Origin of the sequence: Erwinia sp. INIA01 (assembly GCF_025947915.1) — a bacterium.
GTDB classification, from domain to species: Bacteria; Pseudomonadota; Gammaproteobacteria; order Enterobacterales; family Enterobacteriaceae; genus Erwinia; species Erwinia coffeiphila.
This window is the reverse complement of sequence record NZ_JAPDNC010000003.1, coordinates 226,285-240,331: the sequence shown is the minus strand read 5'-3', so window position 1 is coordinate 240,331 and position 14,047 is coordinate 226,285. Positions and strand designations below refer to the sequence as shown.

Below are 14,047 nucleotides of genomic sequence, written 5' to 3'. Positions count from 1 at the left end.
GATCGCCTCACCGCCCTCCTCCGTTCGCTGGCAGCTGTGGATCGTTGCCTTCGGGTTCTTTATGCAGACGCTGGACACCACCATCGTCAACACCGCGCTGCCGTCGATGGCCGCCAGCCTGCATGAAAGCCCGCTGCATATGCATTCGGTGATTGTCTCCTACGTGCTGACGGTGGCAATTATGCTGCCGGTCAGCGGCTGGCTGGCGGACAGGTTTGGCGTGCGCAACGTGTTTTTCAGCGCGATTATCCTGTTCAGCCTCGGTTCGCTGTGCTGTGCCCTTTCTGGCACGCTGGACCAGCTGATAATGGCGCGGGTGGTACAGGGTATCGGCGGGGCGATGATGGTGCCGGTGGGACGCCTGACGGTGATGAAGCTGGTGCCGCGCGACCAGTATATGGCGGCGATGACCTTCGTCACGATACCGGGGCAGATTGGCCCGCTGATGGGGCCCACGCTGGGCGGCGTGCTGGTCGAGTACGCCAGCTGGCACTGGATTTTCCTGATTAATATTCCGGTGGGTATCGTCGGTGCTATCGCTACCCTGCGGCTGCTGCCCAACTTCACGCTGGTTACCCGCCGCTTCGACTTCACCGGCTATCTGCTGCTGGCGGTAGGGATGGCAACGCTGACTCTGGCGCTCGACGGCCAGCGCGGACTGGGTATTTCTCCGCTTCTGCTGTGCCTGTTTATTCTTGCCGGGGTGTTTGCGATGCTGTTTTATCTGCTGCACGCCCGTCACAACGATCTCGCTCTGTTCAGCCTCAAACTGTTTGATAATCGCGTGTTCTCCATCGGGCTGCTCGGCAGCCTCACCGCCCGCATCGGCAGCGGAATGCTGCCGTTTATGACACCGCTGTTCCTGCAGATCGGCATGGGATACAGCCCCCTGCACACGGGGCTGATGATGATCCCAATGGTGCTGGGCAATATGGGCATGAAGCACATCGTGGTACAGATCGTTAACCGTTTCGGCTATCGCCACGTGCTGGTGGGCTCCACCGTCGCGCTGGCGCTGGTTACGCTGCTTTTCCCGATGGTCGCGCTGCTGGGTTGGGATCTGCTGCTGCCGCTGGTGCTGTTTTTGCAGGGCATGGTCAACGCTATTCGTTTTTCGGCGATGAATACCCTGACGCTGAAAGAGCTGCCGGATGACCTCGCCAGCAGCGGCAACAGCCTGCTGTCGATGGTGCAGCAGCTGTCGATGAGTATCGGCGTGACCGTTGCCGGGCTGCTGCTGGGCACCTTCGGCCACCAGGCGGTGGCGGACAGCCCGCTGGTACATCAGGCATTTATCTGGACTTACCTTTGTATGGCGCTGGTGATCGCCCTGCCCGCGCTGGTGTTCTGGCGCGTACCGGCGGAAATCGCCCCGAATACGGTACTGGCCCGCAGGAGAAAAAAATGATCTTTGCCCGCCTCCGTATCGGCATCACCGCTAAGCTGTTTGCCGCGATCCTGTCAACCTGCATGCTGGTGCTGATCACCATGCACTGGGGCGTACGCCTGAGCTTTGAGCACGGCTTTATCGACTACATTAAGCGCGGCAACGAACAGCGGATCACCATGCTCAGCGATGCGCTGGCCGATCAATACGAACAGCACGGCAGCTGGACCTTCCTGCGCAATAATAACCGGCTGGTCTTTAATATTCTGCGCTCGCTGGACCAGAACCCGGAATCCAGCAACCAGCTGCCGCCGCACGGCTGGCGTACCCAGTTCTGGATTATCGATCAGAACTTCAGCGTGATGATGGGGCCGCGCGGGCCGGTGCCGCCGGAAGGGACGCGCCGGGCGATCACCACCAGCAACAATAAAGTGGTCGGCTGGGTGGTTGGCTCCCCTTCCGAGCGCCTGACCCGCGTTGCGGATATTAACTTCGACCGGCAGCAAAACCGCACCAGCTGGATGATCGTCGGCCTGACCATGCTGCTGGCCGCGCTGGTGACCTGGCTGATGTCGCGCGGGCTGCTGGCCCCGGTTAAGCGCCTGGTTGAGGGCACGCATCATCTGGCCGCCGGTGATTTTACCAGCCGGGTGGAATCCACCAGCCGCGACGAACTTGGCCGCCTGGCGCAGGATTTTAACCGCCTGGCCAGCACGCTGGAAAAGAACGAAAGCATGCGGCGTGCGTTTATGGCCGATATTTCCCACGAGCTGCGCACCCCACTGGCGATCCTGCGCGGTGAGCTGGAGGCGATTCAGGATGGCGTGCGCAAACTGACACCGGAGTCAATTATTTCGCTACAGGGTGAGGTCGCCACCCTGACCAAGCTGGTGGATGATGTCCACCAGCTGTCGCTGTCCGACGAGGGTGCGCTGGCCTATCGCAAACGCGACACCGATCTGGTGCCGCTGCTGGAAATGGTCGCCGCTAACTTCCGCCATCGCTATGAGCAACAGGGCCTGCGGCTTAACCTGTCGCTGCCGGAGGCCGCGCCACAGTTTGGCGATCCGGATCGGCTGGGGCAGCTGTTCACCAACCTGATGGAAAACAGCCTGCGCTATACCGACGCCGGCGGCAGCCTGAGCATTTATCTGGAGCCCGGCCCCGGCGGAAACCTGCTGCGTTTTGAAGACAGCGCGCCGGGGGTGAATGACGATCAGCTCAAACAGATTTTTGAACGTTTCTATCGCGCCGAAGGGTCACGCAACCGCGCCAGCGGTGGCTCGGGGCTGGGGCTGGCGATCTGCCAGAATATTGTTGCGGCCCACGACGGCACGCTCAGCGCCGCGCATTCTTCCGCCGGGGGGCTGAAAATTACGGTAAGCTTACCCAATAAACCGCACTGATTTATCCGTACTGAGGAAGTGATATGGAGCAGGAAAAACCGGCACCGTTGATTTTAATCGTCGAAGATGAACCCAAGCTTGGCCAGCTGCTGGTGGATTATCTGCAGGCCGCCAACTATCGCACGCACCACCTGCTGCGCGGCGACGAGGCGCTGGAGTGGGCGAAGCAGAATTCACCCGACCTGATGCTGCTGGACCTGATGCTGCCGGGGCTGGATGGCCTGTCGGTATGCCGCGAGCTGCGCCGCTTCTCCGAGCTGCCGGTCATTATGGTCACCGCCAAAACCGAAGAGATCGATCGCCTGCTGGGGCTGGAGATTGGCGCGGACGACTATATTTGCAAGCCGTTTAGCCCGCGTGAAGTGGTGGCACGGGTGAAAACCATTCTGAAGCGCTGCCTGCGGCCTAAAGAAGAGGCGGTGCAAACCTCGCTGCTGTGCATGGATGAAAACCGCTTCCAGGCCAGCTGGGATGATAAACCGCTGGATCTGACCCCCGCCGAGTTCCGCCTGTTGAAAACCCTCGCCCACGAGCCGGGCAAGGTATTTTCCCGCGAACAGCTTCTGAACCAGCTGTACGACGATTACCGCGTGGTGACCGACCGCACCATCGACAGCCATATTAAAAATCTGCGCCGCAAGCTGGAATCGCTGGATGCCAGCCAGCCGTTTATCCGCGCGGTGTACGGCATGGGCTATCGCTGGGAAGCCGATATCTGCCGATTGATTTAGATCAAATAATCTCCCGCTTCCCTGCCTTACAATCCCGCACCGAAATCTGCCCTCAGCGACGCCACGCCGCAAAGGGCAGCCATCCTGGCAATATCTGACCTGACATCAGACTGAGAAAACATGTTTAAACCGGAACTCCTCTCCCCGGCCGGCACGCTGAAAAATATGCGTTACGCCTTCGCGTATGGCGCAGACGCCGTTTACGCCGGTCAGCCGCGCTACAGCCTGCGCGTGCGCAACAACGAATTCAACCACCAGAACCTGGCGATCGGCATCAACGAAGCCCACGCCCAGGGCAAAAAATTTTACGTGGTGGTCAACATCGCCCCGCATAACGCCAAGCTGAAAACCTTTATTCGCGATCTTCAGCCGGTGATCGATATGGGGCCGGATGCGCTGATTATGTCCGATCCCGGTCTGATTATGCTGGTGCGCGAGGCCTTCCCGCAGATGGATATTCATCTGTCGGTACAGGCCAACGCGGTGAACTGGGCGACGGTGAAATTCTGGCAGCAGATGGGGCTGACGCGGGTGATCCTGTCGCGCGAGCTGTCCCTGGAAGAAATCAGCGAAATACGTGAGAAAGTGCCGGAAATTGAACTCGAAATCTTCGTCCACGGCGCGCTGTGCATGGCCTATTCAGGGCGCTGCCTGCTTTCCGGCTATATCAACAAGCGCGATCCGAATCAGGGAACCTGCACCAACGCCTGCCGCTGGGAATACAACGTGGAAGAAGGCAAAGAGGATGCGATTGGTAACATCGTCCATCGTCAGCAGCCGATCGCAGTGCAGAACGTTGAACCGACGCTGGGCGTGGGCCAGCCGACCGACAAGGTGTTTATGATCGAAGAGGCGATGCGCCCCGGCGAATATATGACCGCCTTTGAGGACGAGCACGGCACCTACATTATGAATTCGAAGGATTTGCGTGCGGTGGCGCACGTGGAGCGGCTGACGCAGATGGGCGTGCATTCGCTGAAAATTGAAGGCCGCACCAAGTCGTTTTACTACTGCGCGCGCACGGCACAGGTTTACCGCCGTGCCATCGACGATGCCGCCGCCGGTAAGCCGTTCGACCCCGCCCTGCTGGAGACGCTGGAAGGGCTGGCGCACCGCGGCTATACCGAAGGCTTCCTGCGCCGCCATACGCACGACAGCTATCAGAGCTACGACGCGGGTTATTCGGTTTCCGACCGGCAGCAGTTCGTCGGCGAGTTTACCGGTGAGCGCCGTGGCGCGCTGGCTCAGGTGGATGTGAAGAACAAATTCAGCGTTGGCGACAGTCTGGAGCTGATGACCCCCGCGGGCAATATCAACTTCACGCTGACGCAGATGGAGAACGGCAAGGCACAGGCGATTGAGGTGGCACCGGGCAACGGCCATCTGGTGTGGCTGCCGCTGCCTGAGGAGATGGACCTGCAGTATGCGCTGCTGATGCGTAACCTGGCGGGAACCACCACGCGCAATCCGCATGCGGTGGAACTGGCAAAAGAAGTTTCATAAGGTTATCGATCTTAGAATCCGATCACAGTACCGGGGGAGGTTCCCCGTTATTATGCGCTGGCTCCTAATGACAACATTAAACAGCATTCTCTGCACGTCCGGATATCAAGCTGAGTTCCGGGCGGAATGAACCACCTCATTGGCCCGGTCGGCTCCCCCGTCCGGGCTTTTTCTTGTCCTTTTTTCCGAAAATATTCCCTTCTGGTACCCCACAGTTCACCGTCTGTAACAGGATATGCTATATCTTGAAACCATCCGCCATCCACTTCAGGAAAATAAAAAATGGTAAACGATTCAATCACGCTGGCGATTTTGAACGGTAAAAGCGCGGGCAATGAGGATCTGCGCCAGGCGATTGCCACTCTGCGCAAGGAAGGCTTCGGCCTGGAGGTACGCGTGACCTGGGAACACGGCGACGGCGAGCGCTACGTGCGTGAAGCGGTGGATCTGAATGCAACCACGGTGATTGCCGCAGGCGGCGACGGCACGATTAATGAGATTGCCACCGCGCTGGCCGGTCTGCCACCTGAACGGCGGCCGGTGCTGGGTATTGTGCCGCTGGGTACTGCTAATGATTTCGCCACCAGCGCGGGCATTCCGCTGGAGATGGAGAATGCGCTGCGGCTGGCAATTATCGGTAAGGCGACGGCCATTGATTTAGCGCGGGTAAACGGCGATCGCTATTTTATCAATATGGCGACCGGCGGTTTCGGTACACGCATTACGACGGAAACGCCGGAGAAGCTGAAGTCGGCGCTAGGCGGCGTGTCCTATTTTATTCACGGTTTGATGCGAATGGATACGCTGAAGGCGGACAGTTGCCATCTTCGCGGGCCGGATTTCGACTGGCAGGGTGATGCGCTGGTGATTGGGATTGGTAACGGTAGGCAGGCGGGTGGCGGTCAGCGTCTTTGCCCTCAGGCGTTGATTAATGACGGTAAGCTGGAGTTGACGATTGCCACGTCGCAGGAGCTGTTGCCGACGCTGTTGCATACGTTGACCAGTGATGATGAGAATCCGAATTTGATTACGGCGTCGCTGCCGTGGCTGACGATTGATGCGCCGAATGAGATGACGTTTAATCTGGACGGCGAGCCGTTGACGGGGACGAAGTTCAGGATTGAGGTGATGCCGGATGCGTTGGAGTGTCGGTTGCCGCCGTCGTGTGAGTTGCTGGCGTAGTTTTGGATTCGGTGTTTGCAGGGGGCACCGTTCACCAGTGTTGTTTGCAGAATTAGCCACCGTTAGTGAACTGTGCTGTGTTGTTTGCAGAGTCGTTAGTTAGCGCTGGCTGGTTGTGCCCCCGGTCGGGTGTCCTCGCGCCGCGTTGCGGTTCCTTCACTTCGCTCGTCAGCCCGTCGGACCGTCACAGACGGGCCGTCCTGGCCCGACCGTGACTTTCACCCGCGTCCATGCGGGTGAATCCTGGCTTCCTCTCTGCGTTCAGCGCTGTGGATTGCCCGCCCGGGGGCACAGCCAGCCTGCTTTCTGACTTTTGTATTGCCTGAAAACCCAAAAGCAAAAGCGATGAAATTGCATGGAGGGTAAAGCCTCTGCTGCTGCGTAAGGGCATCCGCAGCGCTGAGGTGGAGCCATTGCGCCAGGAGACGACAGCAAGGATGCTGGCGTCAGGCCGGGTTTGAACAGGGACGTTCAATCCTGGCCGGTCCGACCGGCACAATGGCATAACCGAAGGCACCGTGCCATGCACGGCGCGAGGACCGCCCTGGAGCAGCAGCAGAGGCTGAACCCCATAAGCCTGTTCCACAGCGCCATTTTATTGCACAACAGAAGGCACCATGCCACGCACGGCGCGAGGACCGCCCTGAAGCAGCAGCAGAGGCTGAACCCCATAAGCCTGTTCCACAGCGCCATTTTATTGCACAACAGAAGGCACCATGCCACGCACGGCGCGAGGACCGCCCTGAAGCAGCAGCAGAGGCTGAACCCATCCCCGAACTTTACAGCGCCCTCCCCCCGATCTGTGATCCCCCTCGAAAATCCAATCAATCCAACTTGTATGGTAGTACGTCATTAGCGTAATTTTGCGCCATAGCGAGTCAACAAGGCGAATTGAAATGAAAATTGTTAAAGCGGAAGTGTTTGTCACCTGCCCCGGCAGAAACTTTGTCACGCTGAAGATCACCACCGATCAGGGACTCACCGGCATCGGTGATGCCACGCTCAACGGCCGTGAACTGCCCGTCGCGTCCTACCTGAAAGATCACGTCTGCCCGCAGCTGATCGGCCGCGATGCCCATCAGATCGAAGACATCTGGCAGTTCTTCTACAAAGGGGCCTACTGGCGTCGCGGGCCGGTCACCATGTCCGCTATCTCTGCCGTTGACCAGGCGCTGTGGGATATCAAAGCCAAAGCCGCCAACATGCCGCTTTACCAACTGCTCGGCGGCGCATCGCGTACCGGAGTGATGGTCTATTGCCATACCACCGGTCACAGCATCGATGAAGTGATGGACGACTACGCCAAACATAAAGAGCTGGGCTTTAAGGCAATTCGCGCCCAGTGCGGCGTACCGGGAATGAAAACCACCTACGGCATGGCCAAAGGTAAAGGCGAAGCCTACGAGCCGGCAACGAAAGGCGCGCGGCCGGAAGAACAGCTGTGGTCGACCGAAAAATACCTCGACTTCACACCAAAACTGTTCGATGCCATCCGCAACAAATTCGGCTTTGACGAACACCTGCTGCACGACATGCACCACCGCCTGACGCCAATCGAAGCCGCGCGCTTCGGCAAAAGCGTAGAGGACTATCGCCTGTTCTGGATGGAAGACCCGACCCCGGCCGAAAACCAGGAAAGCTTCCGCCTGATCCGCCAGCACACCGTCACGCCGATTGCGGTGGGCGAAGTGTTTAACAGCATCTGGGACTGCAAGCAGCTGATTGAAGAACAGCTGATCGACTATATCCGCACTACCATCACCCACGCGGGCGGCATTACCGGCATGCGCCGCATCGCCGACTTCGCCTCGCTGTATCAGGTGCGTACCGGATCTCACGGACCGAGCGACCTGTCGCCAATCTGCATGGCCGCCGCCCTGCACTTCGATCTGTGGGTGCCAAACTTCGGCGTGCAGGAGTACATGGGCTACTCCGAGCAGATGCTGGAAGTGTTCCCGCATAGCTGGACGTTTGATAACGGCTATATGCATCCGGGCGAAAAACCGGGCCTCGGCATTGAGTTCGACGAAAAGCTGGCGGCGAAATATCCCTATGAACCGGCGTATCTGCCCGTTGCCCGTCTGGAAGACGGCACGCTGTGGAACTGGTAAGGAGAGCATGATGAAAAGCGTGGTCATTGAACGTCCCGGCGATCTTCAGATTCAGGAACGTCCGCTGCCGCTGCCGGAAGCGGGCGAAGTCAGGGTGAAAGTGCAGTACGCCAGCATCTGCGGGTCCGATGTGCATATCTGGCACGGGCATAATCCCTTTGCCCGCTATCCGCGCACCATCGGCCACGAGTTTTTTGGCCTGATTGATGCGGTGGGCGACGGCGTGGACGGCGCGCGCATTGGCGAGCGCGTAGCGGTCGATCCGGTGGTCAGCTGCGGTCACTGCTATCCCTGCTCCATCGGTCGCCCCAACGTCTGCAAAGAGCTGCAGGTGATCGGCGTGCATCGCGACGGCGGCTTCAGCGAATATGCGCTGGCACCCGCCGCGAATGCCTGGCGGCTGCCGGAAAGCATTCCCGATACGCTGGCCAGCCTGGTCGAACCGTTCACCATCGCCGCCAATATCACCGCGTTTTTACAGCCGCAGCCCAGCGACGTGGCGCTGATCTACGGTGCCGGGCCGATGGGCCTGACCGCGATCCAGGTGCTGAAAGGCGTTTATGGCGTAAAAACGGTGATCGTCGCCGACCGGATAACCGAACGGCTGACTCTGGCGCTGAACAACGGCGCGGATCGCGCGCTGAACAACAGCGAAATCCCGCTGGCAGAACAGCTCGATGGCGTGCAGCCAACGCTGATTATTGATGCCGCCTGCCACCCGTCGATTCTTGCCGAAGCGGCCGCACTGGCCTCACCCGCCGGGCGCATCGGCCTGCTCGGTTTCTCCGGCGAGCCCTGCGCCATCACCCAACAAAGCCTGACCAGCAAAGAGCTGTCGCTGTTTACCTCCCGACTGAACAGCAACCGCTTCCCTCAGGTGATTGCCTGGATCGAACAGGGGCTGATCGAACCGGAAAAGCTGGTCACCCATACCCTGCCGCTCAGCCAGATCGAACAGGCGATGACCCTGTTTGAGAAGGACCCGCGCAGCTGCTGCAAAGTAATTTTGAAAGTCAGCTAGCAAAACACCGGGGGGTTTGACCCAGCCCTCCGGCCACAATACCTCTACCTACAGCCCCCAACCGCCAGCAGGCCGGAAAGAGGGGAAGGAGTCATGATGATTAAAAACCTGCGCTGGACCATCGTACTGCTGCTGTTCCTGGTTTATATGATCAACTACCTCGATCGTGTGGCGCTGTCGCTGACCGTGCCGATGATCGAGAAAGACCTGATGCTGAATGCCGAAGAGTTCGGCCTGATTTTCGGCAGCTTCTTCTTCGGCTATGCCATTTTTAACTTCGTCGGCGGCCTGGCAACGGACCGCTTCGGGCCAACCCTCACCCTCGGCGTGGCCGTCGGCATGTGGTCGCTGTTCTGCGGATTTACCGCGCTGGCGACCGGTTTCTGGTCGATGCTGATCCTGCGTATTCTGTTCGGCATGGCGGAGGGCCCAATCTGCGCCTCGGCCAACAAGGCGATTAACGGCTGGTTCCCGAAAAAACAGGCGGCCACCGCGATGGGGCTGCTCAGCGCCGGTTCACCGCTCGGCGGCGCGATTGCCGGCCCGATTATCGGCTATCTGTCGCTGGCTTTCGGCTGGCGCCCGGCGTTCGCCATTATCTGCTCGATCGGCATTATCTGGATGGTGGTGTGGTTCTTTATCGCTGCCGATAACCCGCTGAAGAGCAAGCTGATTAGCGAACGCGAGCGCGCCCTGATCGCCCAGATGAAAGACGAGCAGCTGAGCGCCGAGGAAGAACTGTCCCAGTCGCAGCACGGCCTGGGCCACTATCTGCGCCAGCCGATTATTCTGGTCACCGCCTTCGCCTTCTTCTGCTACAACTATATTCTGTTCTTCTTCCTCAGCTGGTTCCCGGCCTATCTGGTGCAGTCGCACGGGCTGGATATCAAGGCGATGAGCATCACCACCATGATCCCGTGGATTGTGGGCTTCGTGGGGCTGGCGCTGGGTGGGATCATTTCCGACAAGATTTTCCGCATGACCGGCAAACTGTTGCTGTCACGAAAAATTGTGCTGGTGGTGTGCCTGCTGGCGGCGGCGGTCTGCGTAGCCTGCGCGGGAACGGTGAAAGACGTGGTGCCTGCGGTTGGACTGATGTCGGTGTCTATCTTCTTCCTGTATATCACCGGGGCGATCTACTGGGCGATTATTCAGGACGTGGTGCATAAAAGCCGCGTCGGCAGCATCAGCGGCTTTATCCACCTGATCGGCAGCATCTCCGGGATTATCGGGCCGATTGCGACCGGCTACATCGTGCAGCATACCGGTAAGTTTGACAGCGCCTTTATCCTCGCCGGTGGCATCGCCGCGCTGGGTGCCCTGCTGGTGCTGGTGGTGGTACGTCCGCCGAAAAAATACAGTAAGACTGTTTCAGTTTAAATGGTTGTGCGGGGCGCTCCCCCGCACCTTCAATTAAGGATCATTTATGTTGTCTGTGGAGAACCTTCCAGCAAGCGTGCAGAAACCCGCTTACGACCGTAGTGCATTACGAACGCGAATGGTGCATATCGGCTTCGGTGCCTTCCATCGTGCGCACCAGGCGGTGTGCAGCGACAGGCTGGCTGCCGAGCAGGGCAGCGACTGGGGTTACTGCGAAATCAATCTGAACAACGGCGAGGCGATTCATGCGCTGCGCCAGCAGCAGCTGTGCTACAGCGTGGCGGAAATGGCCGATGACCGGCTGGATCTGCGGATTATTGGCGTGGTCACCCAGGCTCTGCACGGGCAGTCGGACGGCGTGGAGGCGGTGATTGACGCGCTAAGCCAGCCGGAGGTGGCGATTGTATCGATGACAGTAACCGAAAAAGGTTACTGCCACCATCCGGCCAGCGGCGAGCTGAATCTGCAACACCCGGCGATCGTTCACGACCTCGCGAATCCCGATGTTCCGCAGTCGCTGCCGGGGATTATTCTGGCCGCCATCCGCCGCCGCCGTGAACGGGGTCTGCCACCGTTTAGCGTGATGTCCTGCGACAATATGCCGGAGAACGGCCACGTCACGCGCCGGGTGATTAGCCAGCTGGCGCGTCAGCAGGAGCCGGAACTGGCGGAGTGGATCGCCGATAACCTCACCTTCCCTTCCACCATGGTGGACCGCATTGTTCCGGCAATGACCGATGAAACGCACCGTGCCCTACGTGAACAGCTGGGCTGCGACGATCCGGCGGGCGTGGTGTGTGAGCCGTTTTTCCAGTGGGTGATCGAGGATAATTTCGTCAGCGGACGCCCGCGCTGGGAGCTGGCGGGGGCCGAACTGGTGGAAGACGTACTGCCGTTCGAAGAGATGAAACTGCGCATGCTTAACGGCAGCCACTCGTTCCTCGCCTATCTGGGTAATCTGGCAGGCTACGAGCATATCAGCGACTGCATGGATGATGAGCTGTTTCTGCTGGCCGCACGCCGCCTGATGCTGTCTGAGCAGGCGGTAACCCTGCGCACCCGCGGCGTGGACCTGGAAGCCTACGCAGACTCGCTGATTGCCCGCTATCGCAACCGCGCCATCAAACATCGCACCGCGCAGATTGCCAATGACGGCACGCAGAAGCTGCCGCAGCGCTGGCTGGACAGCATTCGCTGGCATTTACAGCACGGTAGTGATTTCGATTTGCTTGCGCTGGGCGTGGCGGGCTGGATGCGCTACGTTGGCGGCGTCAGCGAGCAGGGGGAAGCGATTAGCATCAACGATCCGCTGCGCGCTGAGCTGGCCCAACGCGTGGCCGGGAGCCGGGAAGGCAGCGAACGCGTCGCCGCGCTGCTGGCGCTGAGCAGCGTATTCGGCCACGATCTGCCCGCCAGCACCGCGTTTGTCGCCAGAGTGAATCATTTCTACCGCCTGCTGCTGGATCAGGGGGCAAAAAGAACCGTTCATCAACTGGTCAAGCCGGACTGCTGACCGCATTTGCACCACCCACATGCCGGGGCCGATAAAGCCCTGGCGCTCCGCCATCTTGCTGATTAGACTGAACGCTTTGCTACCATGCGCAGACGGGTTGAGATGACCTGCCGCTAAAGGGACGTTGCCGAATGTCGACTGTATATACCATTACCGCCAGCGAACCGGTAAATCAGCAGATTTACCGCTATCTGCGCCATGAAATTGTCACCTGTGCCATTCCTCCCGGCTGCCTGTTGTCCGAAAAAGACGTCTCCAACCGCTTTAACGTTTCTCGCCAGCCGGTGCGAGAAGCCTTTATCAAACTGGCCGAGGCCGGGCTGGTTCAGGTTCTGCCGCAGCGCGGCACCTTCGTACGCAAGATCTCCGCGCAGCGGGTGGCTGACGGGCGTTTTATCCGCGAAGCCGTAGAAGTGGCCGTGGTGCGCAGAGCGGCGCAGGAAGCCAGTGCAACCGGGCTTGCCGCGCTGGAGCATAACCTGCAGCTGCAAAAGCTGGCGGCGGAGCGCCACGACAGCCAGGCCTTTCTGGTACTGGATGATGAGTTCCATCGCCTGATTGCCGAAAGCATTGACTGCGGGCTGGCGTGGGAAACGGTAGAAAACATCAAGGCCACCATGGACCGGGTACGTTTTCTGACCCTCAGCAAGGTCTCGCCGCCGGAGAGTTTGATAGAGCAGCACTGGAAAATCTATCAGGCGCTGGTGGCGAAAGACGCTAATGCTGCTGAAAGCGCCATGCGCACTCATCTGCAGGAGATGATCTTCTCTATAACTCCGATAGCAGAACAGAATAGCGAGTGGTTCGAAGCTGTATAAAACAGCGCTTCGGGGCGAAAAATGCGCCCCGCCCCTCTTTTTTCACTATTCATGAGGCGTACAGACAAGAATTGACGGTGTAAGACATTTGCGGCTGTACACTGAGCCTTTATAGTAGATCTACATCACAAGATCGGCGTAATTAGCGACTCCTGATATTTCATTAATATCAGCACCTGCTGATTTTCTTCCAACGTCATCACTATTCGTTATCGATATTTAGTGTTTCATAATAAATAACAGCAATCATTGCAGTTAACCAACTTAAATAAGGCTGTACTTTATGAGTTATATCATATTAAATAAATGTGATTATTTCAGCCATGGATTAAAAAGCGTTATCAATGAAGCAGGCGGTAAAAAAAAGGATATTCATCTGCTGGATAATCTTCCTAACTGCGCACGACTATTACAGCAAGGCTCCACGCAAATAGCGTTTATTTGCGAATCCGTTTACAACACGGAAAACGACAGGGAAGAGATAAAAAAACTGATTGCAATGAATCCGGAAACCCTGTTTATTATCTTTATGCGGGTGGTTCATTCATCATTTGAAGATTACATTTACATCAAGCCGAACGTGGTGATTATGGCGCAGAACGTGTCAATCAACACCGTAAAAAACCTGTTTTCAAACAACAGGTTAAAGCAGGCCGCTCAACCTGTTGGGCTCTATCCGGCTGATGAAACACCGCTGTCGTTCAGCAAGCGCGAGTCTGAAATACTTAATCTCTGGATGAAAGAAAGAAGCTCGGTAGAGATTTCTGAACATATTAACATCAAGCTGAAGACCGTACTTTCTCATAAAAACAATCTGAAGAAGAAAAGTAAATCAAAGCGGACTAAAGTGCTGTTCCAGATAATCAATCTAGCCAAAAGCCTGACTCACGTACCGCATTTGAGTTAGTCGTTTGTTGGTGGGAAGATTGCGCCAACACCAGGGTGTTTTATATAGCAAGTGGCAGGATATGACAGGCGGATATTTTATGTCCGCC

The 14,047-nt window shown here is 58.0% G+C and carries 11 protein-coding genes; all 11 read left to right on the top strand.

Features of this window, described 5'->3' with window-relative positions; genetic code table 11:
- Position 1: 1 nt before the first annotated feature.
- The 11 genes from mdtD to OMR58_RS06645 all read left to right on the top strand — a co-directional run bounded on the left by mdtD (position 2) and on the right by OMR58_RS06645 (position 13,959).
- Positions 2-1,408 (top strand): multidrug transporter subunit MdtD, encoded by a 1,407-nt coding sequence (gene mdtD, locus OMR58_RS06695; protein ID WP_264545650.1) that lies wholly within the window; start codon positions 2-4, stop codon positions 1,406-1,408.
- Positions 1,408-2,793 (top strand): two-component system sensor histidine kinase BaeS, encoded by a 1,386-nt coding sequence (gene baeS / locus OMR58_RS06690; RefSeq protein WP_264545649.1) that lies wholly within the window; start codon positions 1,408-1,410, stop codon positions 2,791-2,793. The genes mdtD and baeS overlap by 1 nt, the downstream gene beginning before the upstream one ends.
- 23 nt (positions 2,794-2,816) lie before the next feature.
- Positions 2,817-3,524 carry a two-component system response regulator BaeR gene (gene baeR / locus OMR58_RS06685; RefSeq protein WP_105591395.1) on the top strand — a complete coding sequence of 236 codons (708 nt, stop codon included), beginning with the start codon at positions 2,817-2,819 and terminating at the stop codon, positions 3,522-3,524.
- A gap of 120 nt (positions 3,525-3,644) precedes the next feature.
- The gene (trhP, locus tag OMR58_RS06680; RefSeq protein ID WP_105591394.1) at positions 3,645-5,027 is read left to right on the top strand and encodes a prephenate-dependent tRNA uridine(34) hydroxylase TrhP; all 1,383 of its coding nucleotides are present in this window, start codon (positions 3,645-3,647) and stop codon (positions 5,025-5,027) included.
- A gap of 282 nt (positions 5,028-5,309) precedes the next feature.
- A complete protein-coding gene (gene yegS / locus OMR58_RS06675; protein ID WP_264545517.1) occupies positions 5,310-6,209 on the top strand; it encodes a lipid kinase YegS in 900 nt (299 codons plus the stop codon).
- A gap of 896 nt (positions 6,210-7,105) precedes the next feature.
- Positions 7,106-8,320, top strand: a complete 1,215-nt coding sequence (gene manD / locus OMR58_RS06670; protein WP_105591391.1) for a D-mannonate dehydratase ManD — start codon at positions 7,106-7,108, stop codon at positions 8,318-8,320.
- A gap of 10 nt (positions 8,321-8,330) precedes the next feature.
- Positions 8,331-9,341, top strand: a complete 1,011-nt coding sequence (locus OMR58_RS06665; protein ID WP_200546082.1) for a Zn-dependent oxidoreductase — start codon at positions 8,331-8,333, stop codon at positions 9,339-9,341.
- 96 nt (positions 9,342-9,437) lie between these two features.
- Complete coding sequence (locus OMR58_RS06660) at positions 9,438-10,721, top strand: MFS transporter (protein ID WP_264545648.1); 1,284 nt, start codon at positions 9,438-9,440, stop codon at positions 10,719-10,721.
- A gap of 46 nt (positions 10,722-10,767) precedes the next feature.
- Positions 10,768-12,234: a mannitol dehydrogenase family protein gene (locus tag OMR58_RS06655; RefSeq protein ID WP_264545516.1), complete on the top strand. Its 1,467-nt coding sequence runs from the start codon at positions 10,768-10,770 to the stop codon at positions 12,232-12,234.
- A 131-nt stretch (positions 12,235-12,365) separates the two neighbouring features.
- Entirely contained in the window at positions 12,366-13,052 is a 687-nt protein-coding gene (locus OMR58_RS06650) for a GntR family transcriptional regulator (RefSeq protein ID WP_264545515.1), read from the top strand.
- A 283-nt stretch (positions 13,053-13,335) separates the two neighbouring features.
- Positions 13,336-13,959 carry a LuxR C-terminal-related transcriptional regulator gene (locus OMR58_RS06645; RefSeq protein WP_264545514.1) on the top strand — a complete coding sequence of 208 codons (624 nt, stop codon included), beginning with the start codon at positions 13,336-13,338 and terminating at the stop codon, positions 13,957-13,959.
- Positions 13,960-14,047 lie beyond the last annotated feature (88 nt).

Bases quoted from the DNA above. Each gene is read 5' to 3' on its own strand.
- OMR58_RS06655 (WP_264545516.1), top strand. From the start codon at position 10,768: ATGTTGTCTGTGGAGAACCTTCCAGCAAGCGTGCAGAAACCCGCTTAC.
- OMR58_RS06660 (WP_264545648.1), top strand. From the start codon at position 9,438: ATGATTAAAAACCTGCGCTGGACCATCGTACTGCTGCTGTTCCTGGTT.
- OMR58_RS06645 (WP_264545514.1), top strand. From the start codon at position 13,336: ATGAGTTATATCATATTAAATAAATGTGATTATTTCAGCCATGGATTA.
- baeR (WP_105591395.1), top strand. From the start codon at position 2,817: ATGGAGCAGGAAAAACCGGCACCGTTGATTTTAATCGTCGAAGATGAA.
- OMR58_RS06665 (WP_200546082.1), top strand. From the start codon at position 8,331: ATGAAAAGCGTGGTCATTGAACGTCCCGGCGATCTTCAGATTCAGGAA.
- yegS (WP_264545517.1), top strand. From the start codon at position 5,310: ATGGTAAACGATTCAATCACGCTGGCGATTTTGAACGGTAAAAGCGCG.
- manD (WP_105591391.1), top strand. From the start codon at position 7,106: ATGAAAATTGTTAAAGCGGAAGTGTTTGTCACCTGCCCCGGCAGAAAC.
- OMR58_RS06650 (WP_264545515.1), top strand. From the start codon at position 12,366: ATGTCGACTGTATATACCATTACCGCCAGCGAACCGGTAAATCAGCAG.
- trhP (WP_105591394.1), top strand. From the start codon at position 3,645: ATGTTTAAACCGGAACTCCTCTCCCCGGCCGGCACGCTGAAAAATATG.